Annotated in this window: 15 protein-coding genes; 10 read left to right on the top strand and 5 right to left on the bottom strand. The window is 33.3% G+C overall.

The features are described 5' to 3' along the window. Positions 1 to 204 precede the first annotated feature (204 nt). The 4 genes from ACWGOQ_RS09235 to ACWGOQ_RS09220 all read left to right on the top strand — a co-directional run bounded on the left by ACWGOQ_RS09235 (position 205) and on the right by ACWGOQ_RS09220 (position 4877). On the top strand, positions 205 to 975 hold the full coding sequence (locus tag ACWGOQ_RS09235) for a sensor histidine kinase (protein WP_452057661.1): 771 nt from the start codon (positions 205 to 207) through the stop codon (positions 973 to 975). Next, positions 972 to 1670 carry a LytR/AlgR family response regulator transcription factor gene (locus ACWGOQ_RS09230; protein WP_452057660.1) on the top strand — a complete coding sequence of 233 codons (699 nt, stop codon included), beginning with the start codon at positions 972 to 974 and terminating at the stop codon, positions 1668 to 1670. Before ACWGOQ_RS09235 ends, ACWGOQ_RS09230 begins: the two co-directional genes overlap by 4 nt. A 92-nt stretch (positions 1671 to 1762) precedes the next feature. Then, positions 1763 to 2644 (top strand): LamG-like jellyroll fold domain-containing protein, encoded by an 882-nt coding sequence (locus ACWGOQ_RS09225; RefSeq protein ID WP_452057659.1) that lies wholly within the window; start codon positions 1763 to 1765, stop codon positions 2642 to 2644. A 40-nt stretch (positions 2645 to 2684) separates the two neighbouring features. Beyond that, positions 2685 to 4877 carry an acylase gene (locus ACWGOQ_RS09220; protein WP_452057658.1) on the top strand — a complete coding sequence of 731 codons (2193 nt, stop codon included), beginning with the start codon at positions 2685 to 2687 and terminating at the stop codon, positions 4875 to 4877. A gap of 321 nt (positions 4878 to 5198) precedes the next feature. Here the strand turns inward: ACWGOQ_RS09220 and ACWGOQ_RS09215 are convergent, their stop codons facing one another. Beyond that, positions 5199 to 6761, bottom strand: coding sequence for a protein adenylyltransferase SelO (locus ACWGOQ_RS09215; protein WP_452057657.1), 1563 nt, complete (start codon positions 6759 to 6761; stop codon positions 5199 to 5201). Positions 6762 to 6790: 29 nt separating this feature from the next. Then, positions 6791 to 7840 (bottom strand): DUF3667 domain-containing protein, encoded by a 1050-nt coding sequence (locus ACWGOQ_RS09210; protein ID WP_452057656.1) that lies wholly within the window; start codon positions 7838 to 7840, stop codon positions 6791 to 6793. 364 nt (positions 7841 to 8204) lie between these two features. Here ACWGOQ_RS09210 and ACWGOQ_RS09205 point away from each other — a divergent pair, with 364 nt between their 5' ends. Beyond that, on the top strand, positions 8205 to 9773 hold the full coding sequence (locus ACWGOQ_RS09205; RefSeq protein WP_452057655.1) for a M28 family peptidase: 1569 nt from the start codon (positions 8205 to 8207) through the stop codon (positions 9771 to 9773). 106 nt (positions 9774 to 9879) lie between these two features. Here ACWGOQ_RS09205 and ACWGOQ_RS09200 read toward each other — a convergent pair whose 3' ends face one another. Both ACWGOQ_RS09200 and ACWGOQ_RS09195 read right to left on the bottom strand, forming a co-directional pair. After that, positions 9880 to 10041, bottom strand: a complete 162-nt coding sequence (locus ACWGOQ_RS09200) for a DUF5777 family beta-barrel protein (protein WP_452057654.1) — start codon at positions 10039 to 10041, stop codon at positions 9880 to 9882. 58 nt (positions 10042 to 10099) lie between these two features. After that, the gene (locus ACWGOQ_RS09195; protein ID WP_452057653.1) at positions 10100 to 10327 is read right to left on the bottom strand and encodes a DUF5777 family beta-barrel protein; all 228 of its coding nucleotides are present in this window, start codon (positions 10325 to 10327) and stop codon (positions 10100 to 10102) included. A 68-nt stretch (positions 10328 to 10395) separates the two neighbouring features. Between ACWGOQ_RS09195 and ACWGOQ_RS09190 the strand changes: the two genes are divergently transcribed. Together ACWGOQ_RS09190 and ACWGOQ_RS09185 are read left to right on the top strand one after the other, a co-directional pair. Then, complete coding sequence (locus ACWGOQ_RS09190; RefSeq protein ID WP_452057652.1) at positions 10396 to 11502, top strand: hypothetical protein; 1107 nt, start codon at positions 10396 to 10398, stop codon at positions 11500 to 11502. A gap of 54 nt (positions 11503 to 11556) precedes the next feature. Beyond that, the gene (locus tag ACWGOQ_RS09185) at positions 11557 to 12618 is read left to right on the top strand and encodes an Ig-like domain-containing domain (RefSeq protein ID WP_452057651.1); all 1062 of its coding nucleotides are present in this window, start codon (positions 11557 to 11559) and stop codon (positions 12616 to 12618) included. A 78-nt stretch (positions 12619 to 12696) separates the two neighbouring features. On the opposite strand, the gene ACWGOQ_RS09180 is transcribed toward ACWGOQ_RS09185, so the two are convergent. Continuing rightward, a complete protein-coding gene (locus ACWGOQ_RS09180; RefSeq protein ID WP_452057650.1) occupies positions 12697 to 13044 on the bottom strand; it encodes a hypothetical protein in 348 nt (115 codons plus the stop codon). 114 nt (positions 13045 to 13158) lie between these two features. Between ACWGOQ_RS09180 and ACWGOQ_RS09175 the strand changes: the two genes are divergently transcribed. From ACWGOQ_RS09175 to ACWGOQ_RS09165, 3 genes are all read left to right on the top strand, one after another. After that, entirely contained in the window at positions 13159 to 13365 is a 207-nt protein-coding gene (locus ACWGOQ_RS09175; RefSeq protein WP_452057649.1) for a hypothetical protein, read from the top strand. Positions 13366 to 13552: 187 nt separating this feature from the next. Continuing rightward, complete coding sequence (locus ACWGOQ_RS09170) at positions 13553 to 13975, top strand: DUF2147 domain-containing protein (protein WP_452057648.1); 423 nt, start codon at positions 13553 to 13555, stop codon at positions 13973 to 13975. A gap of 242 nt (positions 13976 to 14217) precedes the next feature. Next, the gene (locus ACWGOQ_RS09165) at positions 14218 to 15741 is read left to right on the top strand and encodes an aldehyde dehydrogenase family protein (RefSeq protein ID WP_452057647.1); all 1524 of its coding nucleotides are present in this window, start codon (positions 14218 to 14220) and stop codon (positions 15739 to 15741) included. The last annotated feature ends 5 nt before the right edge of the window (positions 15742 to 15746 follow it).

Below are 15746 nucleotides of genomic sequence, written 5' to 3'. Positions count from 1 at the left end.
TTTTGATTGATTTTTATTTTCATCAAACCTATGAACCAAGTATCGAATTCTTAAATAATAGTTACTAAGTAGGCCTAAATTGGGACACAAATGTGATGAATAAACAAGAAGTAAATTCATCCCTAATTTGGTATTGTTTATACAGGGATACATTGTGTTCGTCAACTTCTTTGGTGGATATATTTTATTTAATTAATATTGAATATGAGATCTAGAATTCTAAAAATCGTTTTTTGGCTATTTGCTATATGTACTCCTTTTGTCTTGATCATTTTGGTTGCTTCGGAAGAAGAATTAGTGGCTACTCTTTTATCTTTCTTTTACTTCGGTATGCTATTTATTGTGGGGATTCGTTGGGTGTCGAGACAGTTAAAAACAATCATAAAACTAAAAAACGAAAAGTCTAAAACGGAATTATTACATCTAAAAAGTCAAGTGAATCCACACTTCTTTTTTAATACCCTAAATAATCTATATGGTTTAGTAGAAGAGGATTCGAAAAAAGCTCAGGAATTAATACTTAAACTTTCAGATATGATGCGCTATAGCATTTATGAAGGTAAAAAAGATATAGTGACTTTAGAGCAAGAGATAACGTATCTTCAGAATTATATAGCGCTTCATAAAATGCGCTATCATAAAATAATAGATGTAAAATTTAATGTGTTCATTCAGAGTAAAGGATATAAAGTGATGCCCTTATTATTTATAATATTACTGGAGAATGCCTTTAAACACGGTGTAGAAAATCTTACAGAAAATCCCTATGTTGTTATTAACCTTGCTAACGGAGGAAACGAAATTCATTTTGAAGTCATAAATAATTTTGATCCTTCAGAACTACCAAAGAAAGCAGGAATAGGTCTGAAAAATTTAAAAAGAAGATTGGAATTAGTCTATCCAAAAAAACATTCTTTATCTTTTCATACGACAGAAGATGTCTATAAAGCTAAATTAACTTTACAAAACTTATGATCAAATATATAATTGTTGATGACGAGCACGTAGCTCACGGTATTATAAAACGTTATTGCGATTTATTACCAAACATGAAATTACTTCAGCAATGTTATAACGCATTAGAAGCGTTTGAATATCTAAATACAAATGAAGTTGATTTAATTTTTCTAGATCTCAACATGCCAAAATTAAAAGGCTTTGATTTTTTAAAGACGCTTCCTTCACCTCCTAAAGTGATTGTCACAACAGCTTATAGCGAATATGCATTGGAAGGCTATGAGCTAAATATAACCGATTACTTATTAAAGCCTTTTAGTTTTGAACGTTTTTTAAAAGCTATTAACAAAGCTGTAACTTCTATTCCAAAAAAAAGTGCACCATCCATAATGCATCACGACATTAAAGAAAGAAGTGTTTTCTTAAAAAATAACAAAAAATACACACAGGTTATACTTGGAGATATTCAATATTTAGAATCTTCCGGAAACTACTTAAAAGTAGTAACTCTTAACGAAACCATTATTGTACGAGAAAAAATAGGTGATTTATTAGAAACACTCGCCTGTGATGATTTTTTACAAGTGCACAAATCTTTTGCTGTATCCAAAAAACATATAAAAAATATTGAAGGAAATAGAATCTTACTTGTAGATGATATCATCCCTATCGGAACCATGTTTAAAAACAATATTATACAATTACTAAAATGAATATAATAACCATTAGTTTCCAGTTTCTTTAATCACGCTAAAAACTATTTTTATATATTTATATCCACTTAAACTCACACAAAACATCTTACATGACCTCTGTGAAATTCAATATTTGCCTTAGAATTTTTGTATATATCATCGTTGTAGCTTTTGGAGTCTCTTGTGGATCAGACAATACAAAATTTGACCTAAAAGAAGCTCTTACATTTTATGCCTCTTTTGATAAGGGTGTTCCAGCGGATTTTGCTCTAGGTGATCCACAATTATATACTGTTCCTAGCCGTGATGCTAGAGACTCTGCAAAAGCAGGCTTGCATAAAGAAGGAATACAAGTTGCCAAAAACCAAGGGCTTCACGGAGATGCGCTCCGGTACACTTCTAATAACAAAGGATATATTTATTATATAAGCAAAAATAATATTACTTACAATAGTGATAATTGGAATGGTGCGGTGTCTTTTTGGTTAAACCTTGATCCTGCTACTGATCTAGAACCGGGATATTGTGATCCAATCCAGATTACAGATGTAAGTTATAATGATGCATCTATATGGGTGGATTTTACAAAAAATAATCCTAGAGATTTCCGACTCGGAGTGATTGGTGATAAAACCGCCTGGAAAAAAGACACAACAGTTTCAGATAATGATGATCCGGATTTCATTAATCAATTACTACCTGTTTCTGAACCACCATTTGCAAAAGGAACCTGGACACATATATTTATCAACTATAAAAATCTGAATTCTGATACAGGGAAAACTTCTTTATATATAAACGGTGAACTAAAAGGAAAAAGAGAAGGTATCAGTGACCCTTTTACCTGGAAACTTGATCAATCTAATATTTATCTCGGCTTAGGATATATAGGGCTGATGGATGAACTTTCAATTTTTAATCGAAGTCTCACGCAAAAAGAGATCACAACTTTATATACCTTAGAAAATGGAGTACATACACTTCTAAAATAATAACTCATTTACTTCAAATACATACTATAAAATTAAAACTATGACGTGTTTTAAAAGCATACTAATCAGTATAACAGTACTGCTGCTGTTTTCCTGTAAAACTGAAACAACATTAAAAATTAGTGACGAGGAGAAACGATGGCAAGAACATGTACTACAGACAACGATCATACGAGATGATTTTGGCGTGCCTCATATCTACGGAAAAACTGATGCCGATGCTGTTTTTGGACTATTATATGCGCAGTGTGAAGATGATTTCAATAGAGTGGAGCAAAATTATATATGGGCAACCGGTCGACTGGCAGAAGTTGAAGGAGAAGAAGCGATATATAGCGACATAAGAGCTAAGCTTTTTATGACTCAGGAAGAAGCCATAGCTAATTATGAAAAGAGTCCACAGTGGTTGAAAGAATTATGTATTGCTTTTTCCGATGGTATCAACTATTTTTTAAAAACACATCCAGAAGTAAAACCAAGATTGCTTACTCATTTTGAACCATGGATGCCTATGTATTTTAGTGAAGGTTCTATTGGTGGCGATATAGAGCGCGTTTCTACACGTAAAATCAAAGCGATGTATGAAAATGGTATGGAAATACCTAATTCAGAAGAAATAGCTTTAAAAAAGGAAAAAGAAATGTTAGAACCACAAGGTTCTAATGGAATAGCCATTTCAGGATCACTTACACAATCTGGTAATACTATGTTGTTAATAAACCCTCACACTTCTTTTTATTTTAGAGGGGAAGTCCATGTCGTAAGTGAAGAAGGATTAAATGCATACGGTGCAGTAACTTGGGGACAGTTTTTTGTATACCAAGGTTTTAATGAAAAAACGGGCTGGATGCATACTTCTACGTATACGGATGTTATTGATGAGTTTATTGAAACTACCGTCGAAAAAGATGGAAAACCTATGTACAAATATGGTGATGAAGTAAGACCAGTTACCAAATATGATATTACTTTGAAGTATAAAGATGGAGATTCTCTAAAAGAAAGAATATTTCCTGCTTATCGTACACATCATGGACCTATTACACACCTCAAAGAAGGGAAATGGGTAGCAACAGCTTTGATGTGGGAACCAGTCAAAGCGCTGGAGCAATCTTATATACGCACAAAGCAAGATGGGTACAAAGGGTTTCGTAGGATGATGGATATGAAGACGAACTCATCAAATAATACTGTGTATGCCGATGCAGAAGGAAATATCGCGTATTTTCATGGAAATTTTATTCCGGTAAGAGATTCATCTTTTGATTACACAAAGCCTGTGGACGGAAGTAATCCCAAAACTGATTGGAATGGTTTACACCCTGTAAAAGAAGCTATCACGCTTTTAAATCCGGCTAATGGTTGGTTACAAAACTGTAACTCTACACCCTTTACTGCGGCGTTAGAGTACAGTCCAAAAAAAGAGGATTATCCAAAGTACATGTCTATAGACAGAGAAAACTTTAGAGGTATACACGCAGTAGAATTACTTAAAGCGAAAAGAGATTATACCTTAGACAGTCTTATTTCATTAGCATACGATCCATATTTACCAGCATTTTCGAAACTAATACCTGGTCTTGTGGAAGCCTATGATAAAATAGGAAAAACTGAGGAGGTAGCAGAAGCAATACAAGTTTTACGAAATTGGAATTATAAAACCTCTAAAAAGTCGGGAGCAATGACAATTGCTCACTTTTATGGAACCAACTATGCAAAAAAAGGAAGAAGGCCAGAAGAGCCTATGAGTGATATGGAACTCCTCTCCTATTTTGGTACAGCATCTCCATTAGAAGAAAGGCTTGCTATTTTTAAGGAAACCCTACAACAATTGGAAACAGATTTTGATGGAATTCTTCCGTGGGGTGAAGTAAATCGTTTTCAGCGAATTAATGGCGATATCAGACAACCTTTTGATGACGCTAAACCAAGTACAGCGGTAGGATTTGCCTCAGGACGTTGGGGAGCGCTGGCCGCTTATGGTGAGCGTTACACCAATAACACAAAGAAAATATATGGCACCAGAGGGAACAGTTTTGTTGCTGTGGTGGAATTTGGGAATAAAGTAAAAGCAAAAACCAGTTTAGCTGGTGGTCAAAGTGGTGATCCAGATTCTCCTCATTTTGATGATCAAATACAACCGTATGTTGATGTGCAATTTAAAGAGGCTGCGTATTACAAAGAAGATGTTCTTGAACGCGCAACAAAAACTTACCATCCGGGAGAAGAATAACAGTAAACTTTTTATTTAAATAAACTACGATCAATGGCTTAAAAACAAAATCTAACGGTTAAAAAATTAGCTCAAAATCATGTTTTTTTTAAAAATCAATTGCTTTTTGTACAAACATTTCACAAGGTTTTAATAATTCTGAACGGGATGTTATGCAGTAATTTAGACTGATAAAATTATTTCCTTATAATTCTTTGACATTGACCTTGAAAGACTTTCCGTTATTGAAAAATTTCTTAGTAATACCATATTTGGCATTGTTATATTTATTCGAAGTATCCCTTTGGTAATTTTTCTAATTTTTTCTAGCACCATAGTAAGCTAAGAACTGCAGGATAACATGGAACACCCTACCTTGTTTCTTGCCCATTCGGGGCGTTTTGCAAACCATTTTTGATACTCTGGTTGATCATTATACGGTTTTTTAAGCATTTGATATAGTTCATCAATTAATGTATAATCCCCTTTATCAGCAGCATCAATTGCTAATTGAGCCATATAATTACGAAGAACATATTTCGGATTTATAGTATTCATTTTTTTTCTACGCTCCTCTTCTACTATATGCTCTTCTTTAAGCCTGGTATCATACCTTGAAAACCAATTATTCCAATGTTTTAAAATATCCTCTGTTATATCTCTAGGAGTATAAAATGCTTCGTTGATGATTTGTATTCCCTTGGTTGGATCGCCCTTTTTATAATTAGCAAGATTCCTGAAAAAGATAGTCATATCCGTTTCGGTGTGTTGTAATAATTCTTCTAAATCCTTTATGATTAAATGATCTAGCTCCTTTTTATCGTACAATCCGATTTTAGATAGCATCATATGGGTATACTCTTTCTTATATGAATTTTGATACGTATTCAAAACTATTTCCATCGGATCCACCTCTTCGATCAAAGGATATAAAGCATTTGCTAGTTGATATAGGTTCCAAAGCACGATTTCTGGCTGAGCACCATATCGGTAACGTTTAAATTGACGATCCGTAGTATTGGGAGTCCATCCCGGATCGAAACCTTCTAACCATCCATAAGGACCATAATCAATAGTTAATCCCAAAATAGACATGTTGTCTGTATTCATGACACCGTGAACAAAACCTACACGCTGCCAATCGATTACCATTTTCAAGCTTCTCTTGCTAACTTCGGAGAATAATGATATGTAGGCTTCTTTTCCGGTCATATTTATCTCAGGAAAGAAATGTTTGAGAGTATAATCAGCAAGTAGTTTCAGATTTTTATGATCTCCATTAGCTGTTAAAATTTCAAAATTACCAAAACGAATAAAACTAGGTGCAACCCTACAAACGATAGCTCCTTTTTCGTAGGCAGCATTCCCATTATACATCATATCTCTTAAAACCATATCTCCAGTTGTTGCAAGCGATAAAGCACGAGTTGTAGGAACTCCTAAATGATACATTGCTTCACTACATAAATATTCTCTTATAGAGGAGCGCAATACGGCGAGACCGTCGGCATTACGAGAATACGGAGTCTCACCAGCACCTTTTAGTTGGATTGCCCACCGTTTTGAATTATACACAACTTCTGCCAGATTTATAGCTCGACCATCTCCCAATTGTCCTGCCCAATTACCAAATTGATGCCCTCCATAATGCATAGCATAAGGTTTGGTATCTTCTAAAACCTTATTTCCTGTCATTATATGCAGAAATTTATCTGATCGGATATCCGATTCTGAAAGTCCTAATGCACGCATCATTTCTTTGGAAACATGCAATAACAAAGGATTTGAAGTCTTCCTTGGAACAACATAAGAAAAACAAGCGTTTCTAACTTGTCTGCGTGTATTTTCTTCTACTGGATCTGCTGGTAATTCTTTAGAAAACGTATTTTGAATCGTAAATTTCATTAGTAGTTTAAGTATGAATGTTATTTCGGTTAATATAAGAAAATAGAAACTGTCATTACCCCTAGAAAGGCAATGGGTACTATAAACATCATATAGATAAAGGAAACCATGTTTGCCTTTAAAAAAGCAGTTATCCAGCTGCTTTTATAAAAATTTCTAAACGCTATTATAAGATATACTATAAACGATAGATAGAAGATTGATTGAAGCCAGATTGGAATCTCTAGCAAGGAATTAGCTAAAATCAAAATACAAAATGACGTAAAAACAAAGGTAAAAAAGTAAAAACTAAATACCATGTGATGTGCAAAACTACCTCTTCTCCAATAGAATATTTTTAAAATAAAAGCAAATAAAGGAAGCATCAGAAACATAGTTATTGGTATTGTGTCATATAGCGTATTTAGAATTCCTCCACCTTTATTTTCATAAAACTTAAGCATTTGTGTATAAAACTTTTTGGTGATGGCACCATCATCTTCTTCTAAACCCATAGCCTTTAATTTTTCAGCTTCTGTAGCATTTACGGATATTAAAGAATCCAATACAACACGGTCAAAACTGAAGGATACTACAGGACCTTTCTGTTTTGCTGACATCAAAGAATCAATTACGTTCATTTCTTCTTGAGAAAATTTTCCAAGCGCTACATTTTTCTTGATCGCTTCTGTTGCCTTTGCCATAGCCATAGAATCTTTCATTACATTTAGTGAATCCAGCTGTATTTCCTGACCGAAACCTTTTTTAAATGTTCTGGTGAGATTATCATCTGCTTTTCTAACATGAAATGAAAAAGCAAAAAAGAAGACCACAGAGATAAAAAGATAAAATTGGGCAGGATGTAAATAAGAAAGTCTTTTTCCATCTACAAATCTCCTAGCCAAGACGCCAGGCTGAGTCATTAACGGAATGAAACTTCTAAAAAACCGGGCATCTATAGAAAAATAGTTACTAATTGTGTTACTAAATAATATTCCAAAAGTTAATTTATCTGCAGTTTCTTGTCCGCAATAAGGACAGTAATCAAAAGACTCGTCAAAAGATTTTTCACAATTTTTACACCGATTGATTGCAGACATTTGTAATTATTTGTTAAACACTCTTATTTATTGATATACTGATTGACTAAGGATATCCTTTTCACAAAAAGATGGTCAAAACTTCTTATTTATAAGTAGACACTAGCACTCATATTTACTAGACTCAGGAATATGAATATCTGTTCATATCTATATACATATAGAATAAAGCCATTTTTTGATTGTACAAAGCGAAATTACAAATATAATTTGACCTATTTTATACGTACTTATCCTACAATATCAAAGATAAAAATATACACAAAATATATGATTTAGCCTATTTTTGCAATCACTTAACAAATTCACACGTAATTTCTTGTATTTTTGGCAAAATCAAATAATTAACATTCACACATCTTTTATGAAAAAAGTAATTTCCGTTTTAGTGATAACGGCATTTATTGCTGCCTGTGGTACTACTAAAAATGCAAATAGCACGCAATCAGCAACAATAAAAAAAGTAGAAAAAAATCCGGTTACGTACGCTAGTACAATAACGTCAGAGGACTTAAAGACTGCTTTATACACCTATGCTTCTGATGAATTTCAAGGTAGAGAAACTGGTAAACCAGGCCAAAAATTAGCGATTAATTTTTTAAAAGACCATTATGTTAAATATGGCGTTCCCGCAGCAAAGAAGGATGGTAATTATTATCAGGAAGTACCATTAGAGGTAACGGGAACACCTGAAGTAACATTGACAGTTAATGATAAATCATTCACCTATAAGGATGATTTCTTATCCCTAAGTGCTGGCAAAACAGATATGTTATCTCTAGACGAGATTGTTTATGCCGGTTATGGAATTGAGGATGAAAAATTTTCTAGTTATACAAATATTGATATAAAAGACAAGATGGTTCTTATCAAGTCAGGGGAACCTAAAAATGCGGATGGCACATTTAAGATTACTGGTACATCAGAAGGTTCTAAGTGGTCCAATATGAGACAACAGTTTGCCGCAAAAAGTAATGCTGCAAAAGAAAAAGGAGCAAAAGCTATCTTATTTTACTTTCCTGAAGTATATCAAATGGTCGTTGCTCAGTTTGGGAATTCATCTGGCAGAATGTCTCTTTCTGATAACAAAGCAGATGCTTATTTTTTTCTTGTTAATACCGATCTAGCTAAAGCTATAGTAACTGATATAGAGACTAATGACACTAGTAATGTTATAAAAACTAACATGTCAATTGACTACAAAAATATTTCTGAAAAAATAACCTCAGAAAATGTGGCTGCATTTATCAAAGGGTCCGAGAAACCCGACGAAATCATCGTGATATCTGCACATTTGGATCATGAAGGTGTGAAAAATGGCGAAGTTTATAATGGAGCCGATGATGACGGATCTGGTACTGTTGCTGTTGTAGAAATCGCCGAAGCTTTTTCAAAAGCTGTAAAAGATGGTAATGGTCCTAAACGATCTATTCTGTTCCTTAATGTAACCGGCGAAGAAAAAGGACTTTTAGGGTCTCGTTATTATACCGATGTGGATCCAATTTTTCCTTTAGAAAATACAGTTGCAGATCTAAATATCGATATGATAGGTCGTACAGATCCTAAACGTAAAAGTGAAAACAGAAATTATGTATACTTAATTGGTAGTGATAAATTAAGTACAGAACTTCATAACATTTCTGAACAAGTAAATACAAAATATACGAACATAGAATTGGATTATACTTATAACGATGAAAATGATCCTAATCGCTTTTATTATAGATCAGATCATTATAATTTTGCTAAAAACAATATCCCTGTTATCTTTTATTTTAACGGAACTCACGACGACTATCACCAACCTAGTGACACTCCGGACAAAATTCAATATGATCTACTAGAAAATAGAACTCGATTGGTATTTTATACTGCTTGGGAATTAGCAAATCGCGAAAACCGAATTATAGTGGATAAAGCAGAAAATAAATAGGCTTAATTTGTTTCGTTATTATCAAAAGAGACTTGATTAAACCAATCAAGTCTCTTTTTGCTTCATAAAATATTATGTATACTTCTCTTCTAATAAAAACTGTGCTTTATAACTTCTTCGGTTTAAAATGTAAAACATAAGTAGCATTAAAACCAAAGACAAAATTCCCATCACTACAATTAAAGTTATTTGGCGTTTGTATAACGCATGTATCCTCTACCATACTCCTTGCATTGGTAATTTGAAACTGAAATTTTAAATCACTCATTCCCAGCTTACTCCTAATACAACAGCAGCATACATATCAATAGATTTTAAAGGATTTGCTAAATAATGGTATTCTGAGACAATAGATATATCTCTTTATACCTTGTTCTTACGTCTAATGAAAAATGGTTGTGTGAATCTTCATCAAAGACAGAAAAACCTCTAAGAATAGATGTCGGAGATAATTGCAATGAAAATTGAGGTGTGAATTTACTCGCTATCAATACCAGACTAGTAAATGCTGTTCGATACAAGAAATGATCAGTTGAAAATATAGTAATTGGCATTTATTTAACTGTAAGCCTCCTCCATTTTTATTAATTTTAAGGTATTGATTATCAATAAAAAACACGTCATGAAAACACTCCATACCTTTGCCATTTTATTAATTTTATCCGTTTTTATTAATAGCGTACAAGCCGACTCCTCCTTAAAAGCAAATTTTAAAACTGGTAACCCTAATGTATCCTCCATACACAAAATGACTTTCGGTCCAGAAGGAATTCTATTTATAGGAGACAGTAAAGCAGCTCAGGTTGTAGCAGTGGATTTAAGTGACCACCAAAAATTAGATAATTCTAAAGTAAACTTAGATCAATTGGATAAACTAATAGCAGATATGATGGGAACTACTATTGATCAAATACAGATTACAGACATGGTAGTGAATCCTGAAAATAATAACATCTACCTTTCTATCAATCACAGTTCTGGTGTTCCAATTTTATTAAGAGTAGAAAATAATGTGCTAAAACAGGTACCTTTAGATAATGTATCCTATAGTAAAATTTTATTGCAAAACCCCGTTGCTAAGGAAGCTGAGGACAAACGCGGAAGAAAACTACGTAGATGGGCTGTTGCTGATATTAAATATTTGAACGGAAAAGTTTTTCTATCCGGTTTAAGCAATCAAGAATTTGCTTCTACTTTCAGGTCTATTGATTTTCCATTTAGTGATCAACAAAATTATAGTTCTTTAGAAATATATCACGCCGCACACGGAAAATATGAGACACACGCTCCTATAAAAGCATTTATTCCAACAAATATAAGCGGAAATCTTCATCTGGTTGCAGGATATACTTGTACCCCTTTAGTTGTTTTTCCAATGAATAAAATAAAATCCGGAGCGCACAATAAGGGGAGAACTGTTGCCGAATTAGGTAGTGGAAATTCTCCTGTAGATATGATTGAAATTAAAAGTGAAGACAAACGTTATTTATTGATTGCAAATACAAATAGACCGCTGATGAAGATCGATTTCAAAGACCTTGAAACGTATCAAGGCTCTTTGACAACACCTGTCAACAAAAAAGGAGCTGCGGTGGGAGTTGATTTTGTTAATTTACCATTTGTAAATGTACAGCAACTAGATAAACTAGGAGATACTTTTTTGATTGTACAAAGAGAATCTGATGGAAACCTAGCGCTAAAAACTGGAAGCAGTTGGTGGATAAAATAATACAATTAATTCTTTATCTTTTATCTTTTATCTTCTATTATAATTATTAAAAAAGTGAGAAATCTTCTTTCTATTCTGCTTGTTGTCTTTAGTATAGTTCCAAAGTTATGTGCGCAATCATCTCCAAATTTTATTTTTCAAGAGGATCAAATAGTTATTAAGAAAACTGGATCTACAACCGCTAGCATCAAAGTATATAGAGGAGAAATCTCTAAAGATGATCTACATCATTCAACTCCAATTATCGGAAAAACAGTTATAACTGAAAAAGAAGTTAGATTTATCCCATTAATTCCATTTGGATGGGATGAAAAATATACAGTGATATACAATAAGACCATAGTATATTTTTCGTTACCAATCCCTAAAAATTACGAGTTCCTCACAGTATCAAAAATATATCCTTCTGTTACTTGGTTACCAGCTAATCTATTAAAATGGCACATAAAATTTTCAAAACCTGTTAGTACCATACAAGTTTATAACTATATCCAACTTGTTGGCGCTACAGGTGATACACTAACCAGAGCTATCCTACCTTTAGAAAATGTTCTGGTCTCGGAAGATGGCACCGTTTTAACAATTTGGATGGAGCCCGGAAGACAAAAAAGAGGACTGAAACCGAATCAACAATTAGGAGAAATCTTTAAAAATGGAGAAAGTTATCACCTGTTAATATCTAGAGAAATTAAAGATAATAAGGGAGTTCCAATGAAGGCGGGTTTTAACCATAATTTTAAGATAACTACAGCAGATCGGGTAAAGCCTAATATAGATGAATGGAAAATAAATCTCCCAAAAATAAATTCTTTATCCAATTTGACTATTAAGTCTACTGAACCACTTGATTATGGAAGTTGTATCGATAATGTGACGGTTATAGATAATCAACAATTAGAAGTCAAAGGCAGTTGGAAACTTTTAGATAATGAAACAGTATTGTCATTTACGCCTTTAGAACCCTGGAAAAAAGATAATTATCAAATTTTGTTCGGACCAACTATTGAAGATTTAGCAGGAAACAACTTCAATCGATTATTTGATAATAAAATAGATCATAGTTCAAATCAAGATACTCCAGTCAAAGATCACAAACTTACATTTTTGTTAAAATAAAAAGGCAGTAAAAACTGCCTTTGCTTGCTTCAGTAGGTATAACTATCTCAGTAGTAGTTTTGAGACTCGTTTAGGATCTTAATTTCCCGCTAATAATACAAATGAATTGCGCGAAACAGGAGATACAGTATAACTCTTTACATTTTTTAATGTTTTCATATATTTTTCAGCTTCCATAAAAGCTCGTTCCATCGGACTAACCGATGTTTTTTCATCTAGTGTAATCGTCTTGGTTATTACCTCTCCACTATTATATTCAATTGTCATTTTCCATCTTTTTACAGAATGAAAATTTCTTGAGGCCAACGTGTTTTCATTTTTAACATCTTTCTTTTCTTTTTTAGTTTTTTCTTTTTCGTTTTTCGTAGTTGAGTTGCTATATCCAAATGATACAAAGAACAAAGCAGTAATCAGTAGGAGTTTCATAAGTGATGATTTTTAGTTTTGATTGGACTAATATACATATATAATTTGATTATACAAATATTTTTTTAATAAAATTTTATTTGAATATTAAAAAATTACATGTATGTTTGAATTATGGTAAATAAGAATTTAAAAAGGCTCCTAAAAAAAAGTAAAGGAGCTAAGACGGTATATGGAATTTCTAAAACATTAGGAGTGAGTCCCCAGGCAGGAGACTATGTAGTTAAGAAAAAAAATCTCGCTAAAGACTTTGAACGATTACAAAAGATCGCTGACTATATGGAGGTAGACATAAAAGATATAATAGATGGTATTAAATAATCAAATGCGCTCCTCTATTCCATTATATTGGTGTCATTTTACTTATATTTTCATATCATATTGCATTCATATTTTGTAATTATACCTACCTTGAACCATATTAATATTTCCTTGTAATCCAGAATTAAAAGTTAAAATCAAACTTTTATACTTATATTTAAGAAGAAACTGATCAACTTTTTAATTCATGAGATTTATATTTATTGCTTTAATTTCTTTTTTGTATTTCTCATCTATAACCCCAGAAACCTATATTGGTAAGTGGAAAATAGAAGGCGGATCTATAATAGAGATCTATAGAGACGGAGATCATTTCTTTGGAAAAATAAATAAACGTGCAGAACGGCCGATCTCCAATCTTAACGGCCTAGATAATAACAATCCTGATCGTACTTTACGACGTCGACCTTTGTTAGGAATGAACATCCTCAATAATCTAAGCTTTGAGGATGGAGAATTAGCAGGAGGAACCATATACAATGCAGATAGCGGAAAGACTTATGATGTAAAAGTTTGGATAGACTCAGATAATACGAATCTTTGTTACATTAGAGCTTATAAGGGTATCTTATTCAAAACTTTCGAGGCGATACGAATAATACCTAACTAGATATACAACTTCAATAAGCCGAATTTTTATTAAATTTTCAATAAAATCATATGTACTGTAACGTACAAATACGTAACAGTTTTTTGTGAAATTTAATAATAATATTAACAATTTCCATTCTATAAAATCTTTCAAAATATAGTATATTAAAAGATACGTCCTTTATTGTCAACACATTATATCTTTTGTTTGACAAAACAATAGAATTTCTATTCTAATAACTTTTTAATTCTCTTATAACTATGAGTATCGTAAGACCAACCCCAAAAGGTAAGGTGAGAAAACCTGACTTCAAAGACCAATACAACAACTACATTGGTGGAAAATGGACCGCTCCTGTTAACGGACAATATTTTGATAACATTTCACCGGTTGATGGAATTAGTTTCACCAAAATTGCCAGATCCACCGCAGAGGATATTGAACTTGCTATTGATGCAGCCTGGAAAGCTGCTCCAGAATGGAACACCTCTTCTGCTACCGATCGTAGTAACTGTTTGTTAAAAATTGCTGATGTAATGGAAAACAACCTAGAAGCATTAGCACGAGCCGAAACCTGGGACAATGGAAAAGCTTTACGCGAAACTTTGGCAGCCGATCTTCCACTAGCTATAGATCATTTTAGATATTTTGCGGGTGTAATCCGTGCAGAAGAAGGGTCTGCCAGTGAACTTGATTCTAATACCGTTTCTATCAATATTCTAGAACCATTGGGTGTGGTTGGACAAATAATTCCTTGGAATTTTCCAATTTTAATGGCTACCTGGAAAATTGCCCCTGCACTAGCTGCAGGAAACTGTATTGTATTAAAACCTGCAGAACAAACTCCGGTAGGAATTATGATACTAATGGAACTTATTGAAGGGATACTCCCTGACGGAGTTCTCAATATTGTTAACGGTTTTGGTATTGAAGCCGGAAAACCTTTAGCTTCTAGTGCCAGAATAAAAAAAGTGGCATTTACAGGAGAAACTACTACTGGCCAGTTAATTATGCAGTATGCATCTAAAAATATTACACCTGTTACATTAGAGCTTGGTGGCAAATCACCAAATATCTTTTTTGAGAGTATTATTAAAGCAGATGATACTTTTTTTGATAAATGTATCGAAGGTGCGGTATTGTTTGCGCTTAATCAAGGTGAGGTATGCACTTGTCCATCCAGAATTCTAATTCAGGAAAGTATCTATGATCAATTTATAGAACGTGTTATTGAGCGTACTGAAGCAATCGAACTGGGTCACCCATTAGATCCTGAAACGATGATGGGAGCACAAGCATCCAATGATCAGTATGAAAAAATTCTTAGTTATATCAATATTGGAAAAGATGAAGGCTGCGAAGTATTAACAGGTGGGAAAGCAGCCTATGTAGAAGGTTTGGAAAATGGATATTATATTGAACCTACTTTATTGTTGGGAAATAATAAGATGCGTGTATTTCAGGAAGAAATATTTGGTCCGGTTGCCTGCGTAACGACCTTTAAGGATGAAAAAGAAGCTGTTGAAATTGCAAATGATACTTTGTATGGCTTGGGTGCTGGTGTCTGGACTCGTGACATGCATCAAGCCTACCAAATATCAAGAGCCGTGCAAGCTGGTCGTGTTTGGGTAAATTGTTATCACACGTATCCTGCTCACGCACCTTTTGGAGGATATAAAAAATCGGGTATTGGAAGAGAAAATCATAAAATGATGTTGAACCACTACCGACAAACCAAAAACATGCTTATTTCGTACGATAAGAAACCACTTGGATTCTTTTAAACCCC

The organism is Aquimarina ulvae, from assembly GCF_053613295.3.
This window is presented reverse-complemented; position numbering and strand designations above follow the sequence as displayed.

Bases quoted from the DNA above. Each gene is read 5' to 3' on its own strand.
- ACWGOQ_RS09230 (WP_452057660.1), top strand. From the start codon at position 972: ATGATCAAATATATAATTGTTGATGACGAGCACGTAGCTCACGGTATT.
- ACWGOQ_RS09225 (WP_452057659.1), top strand. From the start codon at position 1,763: ATGACCTCTGTGAAATTCAATATTTGCCTTAGAATTTTTGTATATATC.
- ACWGOQ_RS09190 (WP_452057652.1), top strand. From the start codon at position 10,396: ATGAAAACACTCCATACCTTTGCCATTTTATTAATTTTATCCGTTTTT.
- ACWGOQ_RS09170 (WP_452057648.1), top strand. From the start codon at position 13,553: ATGAGATTTATATTTATTGCTTTAATTTCTTTTTTGTATTTCTCATCT.
- ACWGOQ_RS09180 (WP_452057650.1), bottom strand. From the start codon at position 13,044: ATGAAACTCCTACTGATTACTGCTTTGTTCTTTGTATCATTTGGATAT.
- ACWGOQ_RS09220 (WP_452057658.1), top strand. From the start codon at position 2,685: ATGACGTGTTTTAAAAGCATACTAATCAGTATAACAGTACTGCTGCTG.
- ACWGOQ_RS09215 (WP_452057657.1), bottom strand. From the start codon at position 6,761: ATGAAATTTACGATTCAAAATACGTTTTCTAAAGAATTACCAGCAGAT.
- ACWGOQ_RS09200 (WP_452057654.1), bottom strand. From the start codon at position 10,041: ATGAGTGATTTAAAATTTCAGTTTCAAATTACCAATGCAAGGAGTATG.
- ACWGOQ_RS09235 (WP_452057661.1), top strand. From the start codon at position 205: ATGAGATCTAGAATTCTAAAAATCGTTTTTTGGCTATTTGCTATATGT.
- ACWGOQ_RS09205 (WP_452057655.1), top strand. From the start codon at position 8,205: ATGAAAAAAGTAATTTCCGTTTTAGTGATAACGGCATTTATTGCTGCC.
- ACWGOQ_RS09165 (WP_452057647.1), top strand. From the start codon at position 14,218: ATGAGTATCGTAAGACCAACCCCAAAAGGTAAGGTGAGAAAACCTGAC.
- ACWGOQ_RS09175 (WP_452057649.1), top strand. From the start codon at position 13,159: ATGGTAAATAAGAATTTAAAAAGGCTCCTAAAAAAAAGTAAAGGAGCT.
- ACWGOQ_RS09195 (WP_452057653.1), bottom strand. From the start codon at position 10,327: ATGCCAATTACTATATTTTCAACTGATCATTTCTTGTATCGAACAGCA.
- ACWGOQ_RS09210 (WP_452057656.1), bottom strand. From the start codon at position 7,840: ATGTCTGCAATCAATCGGTGTAAAAATTGTGAAAAATCTTTTGACGAG.